Annotated in this window: 13 protein-coding genes; 3 read left to right on the top strand and 10 right to left on the bottom strand. The window is 66.3% G+C overall.

What is annotated here, in order from left to right; genetic code table 11:
- Positions 1-6: 6 nt before the first annotated feature.
- The 9 genes from H2052_RS12275 to H2052_RS12235 form a co-directional block, all read right to left on the bottom strand.
- On the bottom strand, positions 7-858 hold the full coding sequence (locus H2052_RS12275; protein ID WP_293782042.1) for a hypothetical protein: 852 nt from the start codon (positions 856-858) through the stop codon (positions 7-9).
- Between the two features lie 10 nt (positions 859-868).
- On the bottom strand, positions 869-2221 hold the full coding sequence (locus H2052_RS12270) for a serine hydrolase (protein ID WP_293782040.1): 1353 nt from the start codon (positions 2219-2221) through the stop codon (positions 869-871).
- Complete coding sequence (locus H2052_RS12265) at positions 2208-3518, bottom strand: replication-associated recombination protein A (RefSeq protein WP_293782038.1); 1311 nt, start codon at positions 3516-3518, stop codon at positions 2208-2210. The genes H2052_RS12270 and H2052_RS12265 overlap by 14 nt, the downstream gene beginning before the upstream one ends.
- A gap of 72 nt (positions 3519-3590) precedes the next feature.
- Positions 3591-4838, bottom strand: coding sequence for a dicarboxylate/amino acid:cation symporter (locus H2052_RS12260; RefSeq protein ID WP_293782036.1), 1248 nt, complete (start codon positions 4836-4838; stop codon positions 3591-3593).
- Positions 4835-6427, bottom strand: a complete 1593-nt coding sequence (locus tag H2052_RS12255) for an amidohydrolase family protein (protein ID WP_293782034.1) — start codon at positions 6425-6427, stop codon at positions 4835-4837. Before H2052_RS12255 ends, H2052_RS12260 begins: the two co-directional genes overlap by 4 nt.
- A 106-nt stretch (positions 6428-6533) precedes the next feature.
- Positions 6534-7520, bottom strand: a complete 987-nt coding sequence (gene dgcA / locus H2052_RS12250) for an N-acetyl-D-Glu racemase DgcA (RefSeq protein WP_293782032.1) — start codon at positions 7518-7520, stop codon at positions 6534-6536.
- Positions 7508-8515, bottom strand: a complete 1008-nt coding sequence (gene dgcN / locus H2052_RS12245) for an N-acetyltransferase DgcN (protein WP_293782030.1) — start codon at positions 8513-8515, stop codon at positions 7508-7510. The genes dgcA and dgcN overlap by 13 nt, the downstream gene beginning before the upstream one ends.
- 97 nt (positions 8516-8612) lie before the next feature.
- Positions 8613-9497: a LysR substrate-binding domain-containing protein gene (locus H2052_RS12240; RefSeq protein ID WP_293782169.1), complete on the bottom strand. Its 885-nt coding sequence runs from the start codon at positions 9495-9497 to the stop codon at positions 8613-8615.
- 68 nt (positions 9498-9565) lie between these two features.
- Positions 9566-10060: a flavin reductase family protein gene (locus tag H2052_RS12235; protein WP_293782028.1), complete on the bottom strand. Its 495-nt coding sequence runs from the start codon at positions 10058-10060 to the stop codon at positions 9566-9568.
- A 186-nt stretch (positions 10061-10246) separates the two neighbouring features.
- On the opposite strand from H2052_RS12235, the gene H2052_RS12230 reads away from it, so the two are divergent.
- From H2052_RS12230 to H2052_RS12220, 3 genes are all read left to right on the top strand, one after another.
- Positions 10247-11275 (top strand): AraC family transcriptional regulator, encoded by a 1029-nt coding sequence (locus tag H2052_RS12230; protein WP_293782026.1) that lies wholly within the window; start codon positions 10247-10249, stop codon positions 11273-11275.
- Between the two features lie 113 nt (positions 11276-11388).
- Positions 11389-12621 (top strand): styrene monooxygenase/indole monooxygenase family protein, encoded by a 1233-nt coding sequence (locus H2052_RS12225; protein ID WP_293782024.1) that lies wholly within the window; start codon positions 11389-11391, stop codon positions 12619-12621.
- Positions 12622-12673: 52 nt separating this feature from the next.
- Positions 12674-13903 carry a TonB-dependent receptor gene (locus H2052_RS12220; protein ID WP_293782022.1) on the top strand — a complete coding sequence of 410 codons (1230 nt, stop codon included), beginning with the start codon at positions 12674-12676 and terminating at the stop codon, positions 13901-13903.
- Here the strand turns inward: H2052_RS12220 and H2052_RS12215 are convergent.
- A partial coding sequence (locus H2052_RS12215; RefSeq protein ID WP_293782020.1) for a DDE-type integrase/transposase/recombinase occupies positions 13848-14401 on the bottom strand: 554 nt, incomplete at its 5' end. The genes H2052_RS12220 and H2052_RS12215 overlap by 56 nt on opposite strands.

Genomic DNA, 14401 nt, shown 5'->3' with positions numbered 1-14401 from the left:
CATGGCTCAGCGCACGCCGAACGTCCAGCCTTCGGTGCGTGCGAGGCGTTCGTCGAGACCTGCGGGATGCCAGTAATCCGCATCGTCCGCGATGTGCCGAAGACCGGCGGCGGTGACGAGAACATCGGTTTCGTGATCGGCAAGCCATCGATCGGCGGTAAACGGAAGGGAATTGAAACCCGCGAGCGCCGTGTTGAGATCGGCAAGACTGCGCAGCTTGAGCCCGCGCCCGCCCGAGAGGCGGATGAAGGCGCGGCAATAGATTTCGACGAGGAGCGAGCCTTCGGCTGGCGGCGGATCGAACGGCCACACCGGCACGCGCCCCGCCAGATGATGCAGCAGGCGCATTCCCGCGAAGCTCGCCTTCGCGACCTGCGCCGCGCCGATCGCGTCGAAGACCGTGGAGGGCTTGCCGCCGCCCGACGCATTGAACGCGGCTTCGCATTCGCGAAGATGCATGAAGTCCGCCTTTGTGCCGTCCGCCTTGCCGAAATAGAAATGCCGCCGGAAGCTGCGTTCCAGGAAGGATGCGGCGCCGAGGTCTTCATCCTCGCAGGCGGCATCGACGAAGGCCCAGAAAGTCCGTGCGTCATCCGGCGCGCTATCTCCCGGAAGATAGGCGCCGCGTGCGACGAACGGCGGCGCGAAGCTGAAATCCATGCCGACGAGCGTCGGCGGGCCATCGGCGAGTGCCGCGATCCAGTCCAGAACTTCCGTGCGCGACCAGATATGGCCGGGCTTCACCAGACGCGGCGCGGCCTCGCCCGCGTCCGCGATCGCCACCGCGATACCCTTGTGGCGGCTGCCCTTCGCACCGGACCAGTCGATCGCGGCAAAGCGCGCGAAACGGCCCTTCAAGCGCGCATCTCTACTTCAGCGTCTTCAGCACGGATGCGACAAAATCCGCGATGTCAAAGCGGGTGCCCGCGTGATCCTCGCCACGGCGGACGATCACGATGTTGCGGCTCGGCACGATCACGATGAACTGACCGCGGTTGCCGAACGCGCCGAACGTGTCCTTGGGGATATCGTCCCGCGTGTTCAGCAGCCAGAAGGTCGCGCCGTAGCTGACACCCTCTTCAGCAGGCTGCGGCCCGGAAGGCGTACTCACATAGCGCGCCCAGCCTTCGGGCAGCAGGCGCTCGCCGTTCCACACGCCGTCGTTCAGATAGAGGAGGCCGAGCCGCGCAAAATCGCGTGCCGTCGACCAGACCTGCGAGGAGAGGATGAAATTGCCGCGCCAATCGGTTTCCGCGAACGTGTGCGTCATGCCGATTTTCCAGAACAGCTCGGTGAACGGGAAGGCATTGTATTTCGCGTCGTCTCCGATTGCCGCGCGCAGGCCATAGGCGGCGAGCAGCGTGTCGTTGTTGGCATAGCGAAAGCGCGTGCCGGGCTTTGCCTCCAGCGGCTGCCCCGGCACGTTCTCGCCCACGTGCGTGCCGCCGAAATAGATCGCGTCGGTACGGTTGCCCGCGAAATCACTGTGGAGGCCGGAGGCCATGCGCAGCAGATTGTCCGTGGTGATCGCGGCGCGCGGGTCGCCGGGCACTTGCCATTCGGGGACGGGGGCGGGCTTCGCGGGGTCTATCAGGCCTTGGTGGGCCGCAACGCCGATCAGTGTGCCGGTGATGCTTTTGGCGGCGGACCATGTGCGCTGCGGCACGTGCCGGCCGAAGCCCTCTGCGTACTTCTCCGCGACGATGCGGCCGCGCTGCACGATGACGACGCCGGTCGTGTTCGATTTCGCGAACGCTTCGTCGATCGTGGCGGCGAGTGCCTTGGCGTTACCCTTCGGCTTCGCCTCGGCCCCGACGTCGCCGTAGGGCCAATCGGGCGCGCGGAGGAATTGCGGCGGCGACACGGAGAGCGTCGGCAGGTTCACCGTGGTCGCGCCGATGGGGAGGCCGCTGCAACCGAGCCATGGGCGCCACGCCGCGATGCGCGGCGGCAGCGCGGGGTCGAAGCTCACGGAGACGGTTTTCGCCGTCTCGTCGATGCGCGCTTCGAGATCGGCGAGCAGCGGCGCGACATTTTCCTGCGTGCCGGCAAGCTCGCCGTGCGCGATGGCTTCGGGCGAGCGCCCGGCATTGAACACGCCGCTGCAGGTGAACTGCGCCTTATATCCGGCGGCGAGCGCGCGGGTGTAGGGGTCTGCGTCGGCTGCAGCCGCGGCGCTGCTTAGCAGCATCAGTGCTGCGACAAGGCTATTTCCGTTCACGGCGTTCCTCCCACCAGGCCAGCCGCTCGCTGACGCGCTTTTCGAAGCCCCGTTCGGTGGGGCGGTAATAGGTTTCGGGCCGCATCTCTTCGGGCCAGTAATTGTCGCCTGAAAAGCCGCCTTCGACATCGTGATCGTAGGCGTAGCCCTTGCCGTAGCCGATGTCCTTCATCAGCTTCGTCGGCGCGTTCAGGATGTTCGCAGGGGGCATCAGCGATCCGGTTTCGCGCGCGGATCGCCATGCCGCCTTCTGCGCCACGTAGGCGGCGTTCGATTTGGGCGCGGTCGCGCAATAGAGGCAGGCCTGCACGATGGCGAGTTCGCCTTCAGGCGAGCCGAGGAAGTCGTAAGCGTCCTTCGCGGCCATGCACTGGACGAGCGCCTGCGGGTCGGCGAGGCCGATGTCTTCGCTCGCGAAGCGGACGAGCCGACGCAGCACGTAGAGCGGTTCCTCGCCCGCCGTCAGCATCCGCGCGAGATAATAGAGCGCCGCCTGCGGGTCGGATCCGCGCATCGATTTGTGAAGCGCGGAGATGAGGTTGTAATGCCCCTCGCGGTCCTTGTCGTAGACGGCGACGCGGCGGTGCAGCAGGTCGCGCAGCCCGGCGGGATCGAGCGGTTCGTCGAGATGCACCGACATCAGCGTTTCGATCTGGTTGAGCAGGAAGCGGCCATCTCCGTCCGTTGAATGGAGGAGCGCCTCGCGCGCTTCGGGGGTGAGGGGCAGGGGGCGTCCGAAATCGGCCTCCGCGCGTTGCAGAAGCTCTTCGAGCGCCGCTTCGTTCAGCCGGTGGACGAGCAGCACCTGGCAGCGCGAAAGGAGCGCGGCGTTCAGTTCGAAGCTCGGGTTTTCAGTGGTGGCGCCCACGAGCGTCACCGTGCCGTCCTCCACGAAGGGCAGGAAACCGTCCTGCTGCGCGCGGTTGAAGCGGTGGATCTCGTCCACGAACAGCAGCGTCTTCTGCCCGATCTTCGCGTATTCGCGCGCCTCCGCGAACGCCTTCTTCAGGTCGGCGACGCCCGAGAACACCGCCGATATCTGCACGAAGCGCAGCCCCACCGCGTCCGCGAGCAGGCGCGCGATCGTGGTCTTGCCGGTGCCCGGCGGCCCCCAGAAGATGATGCTCGACAGCTTCCCCGCCGCCACCATCCGGCCGATCGCGCCCTCGGGTCCGGTCAGGTGTTCCTGCCCGACGACATCGGCAAGCGTGCGCGGCCGCAGCCGCTCTGCAAGCGGCGCGTCGGCAGCGGGCCGCGCATTGGGTTTCGGAGAATCCTTGGCGAAGAGATCAGACATGAGACGCGGACATTAGTCGTCTCGGGCGCGGCGCAAAAGCGTCTTGCGTTCTGCGGGCTTGATGCCTGCCGCCTATACGGTGCCGCGCGTGCGTTCCGTACTGCCCAGTTCACCTTCCCAGTGCGCGATCGTCGTGGCGGCGGCGAGGTTGGCGCAGGCGCTCGGCACCGTGCGCATCATATCGAGCAGGCGGTCGAACGGCAGGATGAAGCCGACGATGAGCGCGGCCTGTTCGGTGGTCACGCCGACCGCGTTCAGCACGGCCGCAAGCATGAACAATGAGGCGGACGGGATCGGCGCGGTGCCGAACGCGGCGAGGGCTGCGGTGAGGAAGATGATGACCAACATGTCCGCGCTCGGGGTTATTCCGAGCGCCTGAAGGCTGAACAGGCTGAGCAGGCCGACGTACATCGCCGTGCCGTCCTTCCCGATGGCGGCGCCGATCGGCAGCACGGTCGAGGCGATGGGCATGGGCACGCCGAGATTCTCCCGTGCGACGCGCAGCGCCACTGGCAGTGTCGCCGACGACGAAGCGGTCGAAAAAGCGACCGCGAGCGCATCGATGATACCGCGGAAGAAAACCTTGAGCCGCATTCCGGTGAACACGCGAACAATCAGGCTATGCACGACCCCCATCTGGAAGAGTGCTCCAAGCGCGACGCAGAGCGCGAGCAGGCCGATGTTCGTGAACACGGCCAGGCCGTTCGCCGCAATGGCGCCTGCTGTCAGCGCGAAGACGCCGAAGGGCGTGGTTTCCATGACCACGCGGATCATCTGGAACAGCACGCTCGCCGCTGATTGCAGCAGCGACGCCACCGGCTTTCCGGCGTCGCCCGCCAGGATCGTGGCGATGCCGAGCATCAGCGAGAAGAAGATGATCGCGAGCATGTCGCCCGCCACCAGCGCCTCGAAGACGTTGGTGGGCACGATGCCGACGAGCTGATCGTACGTCGATTTCGGATCGCCGAGTGGGCGGGGCTCCGCACCGCCGAGATCGGCGCCGATCCCTGGCTCCACGATGAGCGCGAGCACCATCCCGATCGCAACGCCGATGCCGGTCAGCACCGCGAACAGGCCGATCGTTCGCCCGCCGACCGAGCCGAGGCGCTTGGGGTCGCCGAGCGAGGACACGCCCGAGGCGATCGTGACGAACACAATCGGGACGACGAGCATCCGAATGAGGCGGATGAAGAGATCGCCGAGGATGGCGACGGTGTCGGTTGCGGCGGGCCAGAGCAGGCCGAAGGCGACGCCGAGCGCGAGGCCGCCAAGCACACGTTTCCAGAGCGCGATCTGGAACCATGCGCGAACGAGCGTCATTGGCAGGCCCCGGCCTTGGGCGTGCGCGGCAATCCCCGTCCGGCGGCGACGCCCGTGGGTGCGCCGTCCTCCACTGCGACCTTGCCGTTGACGATGACCGTGCGAATGCCCTTGGCGAACAGTTCGGGCTGCGCGAAATTGGCACGCGGGGCGAACGTCGCGGGGTCGAAAGCGATCACATCGGCGAACGCGCCGGGCGCAAGCCTGCCGCGGCCTTCCAGCGAGAATGCGTCCGCAGGCAGGACGGTGCTACGTTCGATGAAATCCCTGAGCGGGATGACCTTGTTCGTCTTCACGTACGTCTCGTATTTCCGCGCATAGGAGCCGTAAAGACGCGGGTGGCCGGTGGAGGCGTCCGAGCTTGTCATCACCCACGGCTGCTTCATGAAGGCGGCGATATCGGCCTCGCTCTGGTTGAACGACGCGACGCCCGCGGGCGCGCGGCGCAGAATGGCGATGGCCGCGTCGATCGGTTCGGCGCCGCTCTCCTTCGCAATCGCTTCCAGCGTCTTGCCGACGAGATCGTCCGGCCCCGAGGTGATGAGCAGCGAAGCGGCACCGCCGCGCCGGCGCAGGTTCTCGCGCATTTCGGGGCGGAGGCGGGCCAGCGTTTCGGGCGCGTCGAAGCGCTTCAGCATCGCCGCGCGACCGCCGTCTTCCGCCCAGCGCGGCAGCAGCGATGCCGAGAGCCCGGTGCCGGATGCCGACCACGGATACTGATCGGCGTGAACGACCTGCCCGGCGGCGCGCGCCGCCTCTATCTTCGCGATGATCGCGGGCGCCTGGCCATGCACGTCGACACCGAGCGCCTTGATGTGCGCAATGTGGACGGGCAGTCCCGCCTCTCGGCCCACCGCGATGGCTTCGTCGATCGCTGCGGAGAGCCCGATCGTGTAGCTCGATTCATCGCGGATGTGGCTGTCGTAGATGCCGCCGCGAACGGCTGCTTCCTTCGCGAGTGCGACGACCTCGTCCTGCTTCGCGAAGCTCTGAGGCGCGTAAAAGAGCCCGGTCGAAAAGCCGAGGGCCCCATCGCACATTGCCTTGGCGACAAGCATCTTCATCGCACCGAGTTCTACCGCCGTGGGTGCCCGATCAGCCTCGCCGATCACCGCCTTGCGCAAGGCGCCGAAGCCAACGAAGGTCGCGTAGTTGATGCCGACGGGGTTAATCGCAGCGCTGCCGAGCACCTTCGCCGTGTCGATGTCGCCGCCACCGTCATTGCCAACGAAGGCGGTTGTGACGCCCTGCATCAGGAATGGCAGCACGAGCCGGCCAACGGCCTCATCCCCGCCAAGCATGTGACCGACGTGTGTGTGGGCATCAATGAAGCCCGGCGCAACGATAAGGCCTTTTGCATCGATCACGCGCTTTGCACTGCGCGGGGTTTTTTTGCCGACATAAGAAATGCGATCGCCGGTTATTACGACATCACCCACGAAGGGCGCGGCCGTACCCGTATAAATGGTGCCGCCTTTGAGAACGAGGTCGGCATCAGCGGTGGAAGCTGCAAGGAGGGGCGTAGCGGTGAGCGCAGCGGCGGCTAGAGCCATGCGCGCGGCGTGCTTCAGACTCCAAACAACCATCATGCCCCCTCGTCTGGATTCTTCATCCCCGCGTTCGACTGTGCAGGTGCAGCACGGGAAAGAAAAGCGGACACGCGATTGTATGCGTTCCTAAGCCCATAGCCCGGGGCTATGCGCCTCCCCAAAGTTCGGGCGAGACAGGCGTGAGAATGCCGCGTGTGCACGTCACGCCGCCCGCGCGGTCGTTTGCAAGCCAGATCGGACCGTCGAGATCGGTGAACGCCGCGTTCGCCGCGATGATGAGCGCGGGCGCGATGCTGAGCGACGAGCAGATCATGCAGCCCGTCATCAGCCCCATGCCCTTTGCGCGCGCGGCATCGGCGAGTTCAAGCGCGGCGGTGAGCCCGCCGGTCTTGTCCAGCTTGATATTGATGACCTGGTATTTCGCCATCAGCGCATCGAGATCGCCGGCGACGTGCGCGGATTCGTCAGCCGCGATCGGCACGGCCGAGCGGAAGCCTTCGAGCGCGGCGTCGCCGGCGGCGGGAAGCGGCTGCTCCAGCAGATCGACGCGGAGGTCGACGAGCAGCGACTGAAGATCGCGCACTTCCGCGATCGTCCAGCTCTCGTTGGGATCGACAATGAGCTTCGGCTTGGGCGCCGCGGCGCGCACCGCCTTGATCTGCGCGGCGGGGTCACTGCGATCGACCTTCACCTTGACGAGCGGCACGTCCGCGAGCTTCAGCGCGGCGGCGCCCATGGCTTCGGGGGTGTCGAGGCTGACGGTGAGCGCGGTTGGTGTCGGACCCACGGCGGGTCGGCCGAGGAGCGCGGTGACGCTTTTTCCGGCAAGCCGAGCTTCGAGGTCCCAGAGCGCGCAATCGACGGCGTTGCGGGCGGCGGATGGCGGCATCAGCGCATTGATTTCCGCGCGCCCCGCACCGGCTTCGATCGCGCCGCGCACGCCTTCGATCGCGGCGAGCGCGCTTTCGATCGTCTCGCCGTAGCGTGGATAGGGCACGCCCTCGCCGCGCCCGATGTGACCTTCGGCGGAGATTTCCACGGTGACGACATCGGCGGCGGTCTTCACCCCGCGCGAGATGCGGAACGGGGCAATGAGCGGGAAGGTTTCGCTGCGGGCGTTCAGGCTTCGCATGTCAGTATCCGGTCGATGATCGGTTCCACGCCCATGGTGACCGGATCGACGCAAGGCAAGCCGAAAGCGTCCGACGTTTCGGCGCAGAGCTTCGCCGCCGCCTCGGGCGTCATCTTCGAGGTGTTGAGCGCGATGCCCACGGCTTTCGCGTTCGGGTTCGTGAGGCGCGCAGTGCGGAGGTTCGCTTCGAGGCAGTCGGCAAGGCTCGGCAGCTGGTAGTGGGGCAGGCCGCGCATGTGCGGGCGGTTCGGTTCGTGGCACAGCACGAGCGCATCCGGCTGCGCGCCGTGCAGCAGCCCGGTTGTGACCCCCGCGAACGAGGGGTGGAACAGCGAGCCCTGGCCTTCGATGAGATCCCAGCCGCCGTCGTGGCGCGCGGGCGAAATGTGCTCGATCGCGCCCGAGATGAAGTCCGCGACCACGGCATCGAGCGGTACGCCGTCGCCCGCGATGAGGATGCCGGTCTGGCCGGTCGCACGGAAATCGGCGGGAACGCCGCGCGCCCGCAGCGCGCGGGCGAGGTAGAGCGTCGTGTACATCTTGCCCACGGAGCAGTCCGTGCCGACGGTGAGCAGGCGCTTACCCGCGCGGCGCGCGCCGTTGCCGACGGGGAGGTCGGGTGAGGGATCGCGAACATCGAACAGCGAAACGCCCTTCGCCTGCGCGGCGGCGACGAGGCGCGGTTCGTCGCGCAGGCGCTGGTGGAGACCGGAGGCGATGTTGAGACCCGCCTGAATCGCGGCAAGCGCATCCTGCACCAGGTCCTCGCCAAGCTTGCCGCCCGCGTTCGCGATGCCGAGCACGAGCGTCTTCGCGCCCGTCGCAACGGCCTCTTCGATGGTCAGGCGGGGGAGGCCGAGCGTGAGGCCGCAATCATCGTGGCGGAACTCGCCGACGCAGTCTTCGCGGCGGAAAACCGCGAGTCCCCGCGAGGTCTTGATCCCGATCTCGTCGTTCGAATGGCCGAGATAGAGGAAATAGGGACTGGGGATCATCGCGCACCTTTTGCCATGCCGTCTGTTACCCCGATGCGATAGACGCGGCGCGCGCGCGCGGCTTCATATCAAGCACCGTGACCCCTATAACGCAGGTCTATAGGGCCTCGATGACCTCGCTCAGAACCTTCAGAAACGCCGTCGCGAGGCCGGACGGCGGGCGGTTCTGCAGGTGGACGGCGTGGATGTCGAACGCCAGCGAGGGCTGGATCGGACGGAATGCGAGGCCGGGCGCCTGCGCGGCCTGTGCCGTGAAATTGTCGACGATGGTCATGCCGACACCCGCCTTCACCAATGCGGAGGCGATGTAGAAGGTCCGCGCCGAGACGACCTCGGTGAGTTCGACGCCCACGCGCTGGAGTTCGGCGGAAAGGAGCCGGCCGATGGGTCCGCTCTGGATCGGGCTGATGAACGGCCGGTCCTTCAGCATCTCGAGCGGGATGCGCGGCGGCGCGTCCGGCATTTCGGCTTCGCGGTAGAGGACGACGAGTTCGCCTTCGCCGAGCCAGCGGTGCGAGACGGGCGCGGCGGGCGGCACCTCGTAGCTGACGACGATGTCCGTCTCGCGCTCGTAGAGCCTGCGGACCATGTCGTCGTGATGAACGGTCTGCAGGTCGAAGCTGACCCCCTCGTGATCGCGGAGGAAGCGGGCGACGGCGTCGGGCAGCGCGCTGAGGCTGAGCGAGGGGAGGGCGGAAACGCGCAGCGTGCCGCCGCGCCCATGCCGCAGATTCTGGCTCGCCTGCCGCAGCGAATAGACGCGGGTCTGGATCTCGGCGACCTCGGCGAACAAAGTATGGGCATCTTCGGTCGGCACCAGGCCGCTCTTGGCGCGCTCGAACAGCGGAAAGCCGAGCAGCATCTCGGCATGGCGCAGGACTTTCGTCACCGACGGCTGCGACACGTTGAGCGCGCGCGCCGCGGCGCTGACGGACCCGTTGCTGTAAACGGCGTGGAAAATCTCGATGTGGCGCAGATTGATCATGGAGGGCCCATCCTCCCGTCCGGGGTGGGCCCGCGTCAATCCCGATTGTGACCGAAGATGCGCGTTCAGGCCATATCCGGCACGGCGAGGCGCGCGAAGCGGCCTTCGTGGTAGAGTAGCGGCTCGTCGGCGCCGGTGATGTGAACGGCATCAACATCGCCGATGACGAGGCCGTGGGTCGCCAGCATGGTGATGCTGTGCACGCTGCATTCGAACGCAGCGAGCGCCGAGGCGAGTCGCGGCGCGCGGTTTTCCGTGCGGACCCACGCGCCGGCGGCAAAGCGGTCCTCGCCAGGCGCGGCGCCGATGCCCGCGAACACCTCCGCGGCGGCGCGGTCGCCGCTGCCGACGAGATTGACGCAGAAGCGGCCGTGCCGGCGCAGGATGTCGAACGTGGCGCCGCCGCTGTTGAGACAGGCGAGGAGGCGCGGCGGTTCCGCCGTCAGCGAGCATACCGCTGTCGCGGTGAGGCCACCTGCGTCCTCGCCCTTGCCCGCTGTCACGATCGTCACGGCCCCGACGAGCCGGCGCATTCCTCGTCGGAAATCGTCTGTCTGCATTTACGGTCCTCCGCTGATCGTCCGGCCGCGATTCGTAAATGGTGAGAATCGGGCCCGCTATCCGGCCGACGACGCCGATTGTCCGCTCCGCGCAAAGGCGCTGCGCGATTGACGGAGGGAAGGGCACTTCAATAAGCTGTCGCATCCGCGTGGAGGGCGCGGATCGACATCGCCGAAAGACCGCCGATGACAGTATCATCTGATCCGGGGCTGCTCGCGCTGTGCGAGATGAGCCCGCTCGCCGCCCATAGCCGCTTCGCTTCCACTGACCGGGACGAGGTGCAATCGCACGTGGCCGAAGTGTTCTGCGGGCACAGCCTCAGCGTACTTAACCGCGCCGCGGCGCTGGACGCCGAGCTGGATCACATCCGCCTCGGCGGCGTCGCGCTCGCGATCATGCGCTACGGCGCCGACGTGATCGTGGAACCCGGCCTGCTTCAGGACTTCTACCTGGTGCAGATCCCGACGCGCGGGAAGGCGCGCATCAGCTTCGGGCGCGCCGACGCGGTGATCGAGCCGGGACGCGCCTCGGTACAGCATCCTGCCGCGCCGCTCCGGATGCACTGGGATGCGGCCTGCACGAAGGTGGTACTGCGCTACGATCGCGTCCGCTTCGAGCGCTTCGTGGAAGGCTGCGTCGGCCGCCCGCTGCGCGCGCCGCTCTACCTGTATCCGGAGATGGACCTTTCGGGCATTGCGGGCCAGATGCTGCTCGACCAGATCAAGTCCGGGCTGCGCTGCGCAAGCCAGCTCGGCGGAGCGGCGCTGCCACCACTGCTCGCGGCGCACCTCGAAAACAGCTTGATGGGCACCTTGCTGTTCACGCAGCCACACGACCGCTCCGAGGAGTTCGCTGGCGCGATCGACGGCACCGAACCGCGCCTTGTGACGCGCGTGCGCGACTATCTCGCCGCCCACGCTGACGAGCCGATCGACATGGCGATGCTGGCGGAGGTTGCAGGTGCGCCGGTGCGGACAATCTACCATCAGTTCAAGCGCACGCTTGGCATCGCGCCGCTCCAACTGCTGCGCGATATCCGCATGGACCGCGTGCGCCGCGAGCTGATGGACGGCGGCGCCGACGCCAACGTCACGCGCATCGCGCTCGGCTGGGGCTTCGAACACCTCGGTCGCTTTGCCGCAAAGTACCGGGAGCGCTTCGGCGAAACCCCGCGCGACACACTGCGCCGGCACCGCACCGGCCGGATGAACTGACGCCGCGCGCGGCGCTTGCACGCACCGGATAGTCGTTGCTGCCAGCGGATTGTGGGCGGCTCCCATGTTTCTAGTCTTTCCGCATCGACCAATTCGGGATGTCGGGAGGGACTATGGCGAGGATCGCGATCGTTGGCGCGGGGCAGGGCGGATTGCACCTTGCGATCGGCCTGCTGCACGGTGGCCACGAGGTTACGGTGCTGTCCAATCGCACGGCTCAGCAGATCGCAGACGGCACCGTCACGTCGAGCCAGTCGATGTACGGCATGGCGCTGGCGCTCGAACGCGAGCTCGGCATCGATTTCTGGGAGCACGGCAGCCCGCAGTACGGCGCTGCCTCGATGTGGATCGGGGACGGCGACGGCAACGCTATGCTGCACTGGGAAGGCGCGATGGACGTGCCCGGCCAATCGATCGACCAGCGCGTGAAGATGCCCCGCTGGATGGCGCATTTCGAATCGCTGGGCGGCACGCTGCGTTATGAGGACGCCGACATCGAGACGCTGGAGACGCTCACGCTGGAGCACGATCTCGTTGTCGTCGCATCCGGCAAGGGGCCGATTGGACAGCTGTTCCCGCGTGATGCCTCGCGCTCGCCCTACACGCAGCCGATGCGCGTGCTCGCGCTCACCTATGTGAAGCCGATGCTACCGCGCGACGGCGGCCCGGCGATCAGCATCAACATCAATCCGGGCGTCGGTGAGTTCGTGACCTTTCCGGGCCTCACGCTTAGCGGCGCGTGCGACATCTTCACCATCGAGTGCGTGCCCGGCGGGCCGATGGACTGTTGGACCGATGTGCATACCCCTGCCGATCATCTGGCGGTGAGTGAGCGACTGCTGCGAACGTACTTTCCCGAGGAGGCGAAACGCATCGACGGCAAGCTTGAACTCACCGACGAAGGCGGTGTGCTGCGCGGCCGGGTGACGCCGACGGTGAAACATCCGGTGGGCCGCCTGCCGAGCGGACGCGTCGTGCTCGGGCTTGGCGATGTGCTCGTGCTCAATGATCCCATCACGGGGCAGGGATCGAACAACGCGTCGAAGGGCGCGAAGATCTATCTCGACGCGATCAATGCCCATGCGGGGGCGTTCGATGCCGATTGGATGACCGAGGTGTTCGAGCGCTACTGGGACTATGCGCGCTGGGCGGTCGCCTACACCAACATGACGCTGGGGCCGCCGCCCGAGCACATGCTGCGCATCCTGAAGACGGCGGAATCCGATGCTGATCTCGCCCACAAAATGGCGAACAGCTTCAACGATCCGAAATCGATCTCGCCCTGGTACTTCGATGCCGCGGCCGCGAACGATTTCCTCGCTGCGCGCGCCCGCGCCGCGGCCTGAAACGCATTCGAGAAAAACAAGAAACAACGATCAACACCAGAGGGGGTGACCTATGATGAAATCGCGATATCCGCTTGCCTGTTTCCTGCTTGCCACCACAGCCTTTGAACCTGCTTTCGCGCAGGCCGCTCCTGATGCCGGAGGCGAATCCGCGCTTGGCGAAGCGATTGTGGTCACCGCGCGCAAACGCGAGGAATCGCTTCAGGAAACGCCGATCTCGATCACCGCGTTCAGTGGCCGCGGCCTCGAAGCGCGCGGCATACAGACGACCGAGGGTATCGCCCAGATCACGCCCAACCTGACGCTGCAGAACAACCCGGCGTTCAGCGGCGCAAGCAACAGCGCGACCATCTATATTCGCGGCGTCGGCCAGCAGGATTTCGTGCCGACCGTCGAGCCCGGCGTCGGCGTTTATGTCGACGGCGTGTATGTCGCGCGCTCGATCGGTTCGATCCTCGATCTCGTCGATTTCGAACGCATCGAGGTGCTGCGTGGCCCGCAAGGCACATTGTTCGGGCGCAACACGATTGGCGGTGCGATCTCGGTGACGACGAAGGCGCCGGGGCAGGAATTCGAGGCATCGGGTTCGGCGACCTACGGCACTGACGATCTGTTCGTCGTGAAAGGCTCGCTGAACCTGCCGCTCGGCCCGCGCGCGGCGCTGCGCGCATCGGTCGGCTGGTTCAATCAGAACGGCTATGTAACGCGGACGTTCGACGGCAAGAAGCTCGGCGATTCCGATCGTCTCGCCGGACGCGTCGCGCTGCGCCTCGAACCTGCGGACGGCTGGACCGCAGATCTTGCCTTCGACGGCACCACGGCGCGCGAGAACGGCCCGGCGATCAGCCTCATCGGCATCAACTACGGCCGCACCATCGATCCCGCCACGCCGCCGTTCGCCGACATCAGCAACATCATCGCGAACGTGATGAGCGGTGGTGGGATGGTCCCCTGCGCGACCGCCGCCGCACCGATCAACCTCGCCGTCGCGGGATGCTACGACAACCGCTACGTGCTCGGTCCCGATACCAACGCTGGGACGGCCCCTGCTTTTTCACGCTCCGACGTCTGGGGCCTCAGCCTCACCAACAGCTTCGAACTCTCTGATAGCCTCGACCTCAAGTCGATCACGGCCTACCGTCACCTCAGCGGTGTCCGTCGTCAGAACATTTGGCGCAACTCGCGGCGTAAATTAGCGGAGTGCGGGCCTCGTCTGGGGGTTGATGTTAGGCGGCGAGCTTGCGGTGAAGCAAGCGCCGATGTTCGATGGTCTGCCGTTTGATCCTTTCGCGCTGTTGGATGATGGCGCTGGCCCTGCCGAAGTAGGCGTCGGCGGGCGTCACGTTGTTCAGGCTCTCGTGGTAACGCTGGTGGTTGTAGTGCTCGACGAAGGCCTTGATCTGGGCCTCGAGGTCACCGGGCAAGAAGTAGTTTTCCAGCAGGATGCGGTTTTTCAGCGTCTGGTGCCAACGCTCGATTTTGCCCTGGGTCTGCGGGTGCATCGGGGCGCCGCGCACGTGGCTCATCTTGTTGGCCTCGATGTATTCCGCCAGTTCGCCCGCAATGTAGCTGGGGCCGTTGTCGCTGAGCAGCCTTGGCTTGTGCAGCACCGTGGCGCTGTCGCAGCCAGACGCCGCAAGCGCGAGGTCCAGCGTGTCAGTCACGTCCTCGGCGCGCATGTTGGTGCACAACTTCCAGGCGATGATGTAGCGCGAGTAGTCGTCGAGCACGGTCGACAGATACATCCAGCCCCACCCGATGATCTTGAAGTAGGTAAAAT

Origin of the sequence: Sphingosinicella sp., assembly GCF_013911755.1 — a bacterium.
Taxonomy (GTDB): Bacteria; Pseudomonadota; Alphaproteobacteria; order Sphingomonadales; family Sphingomonadaceae; genus Sphingosinicella.
The sequence above is the reverse complement of the archived record's forward strand: the minus strand, read 5'-3'. Positions and strand labels throughout refer to the sequence as shown.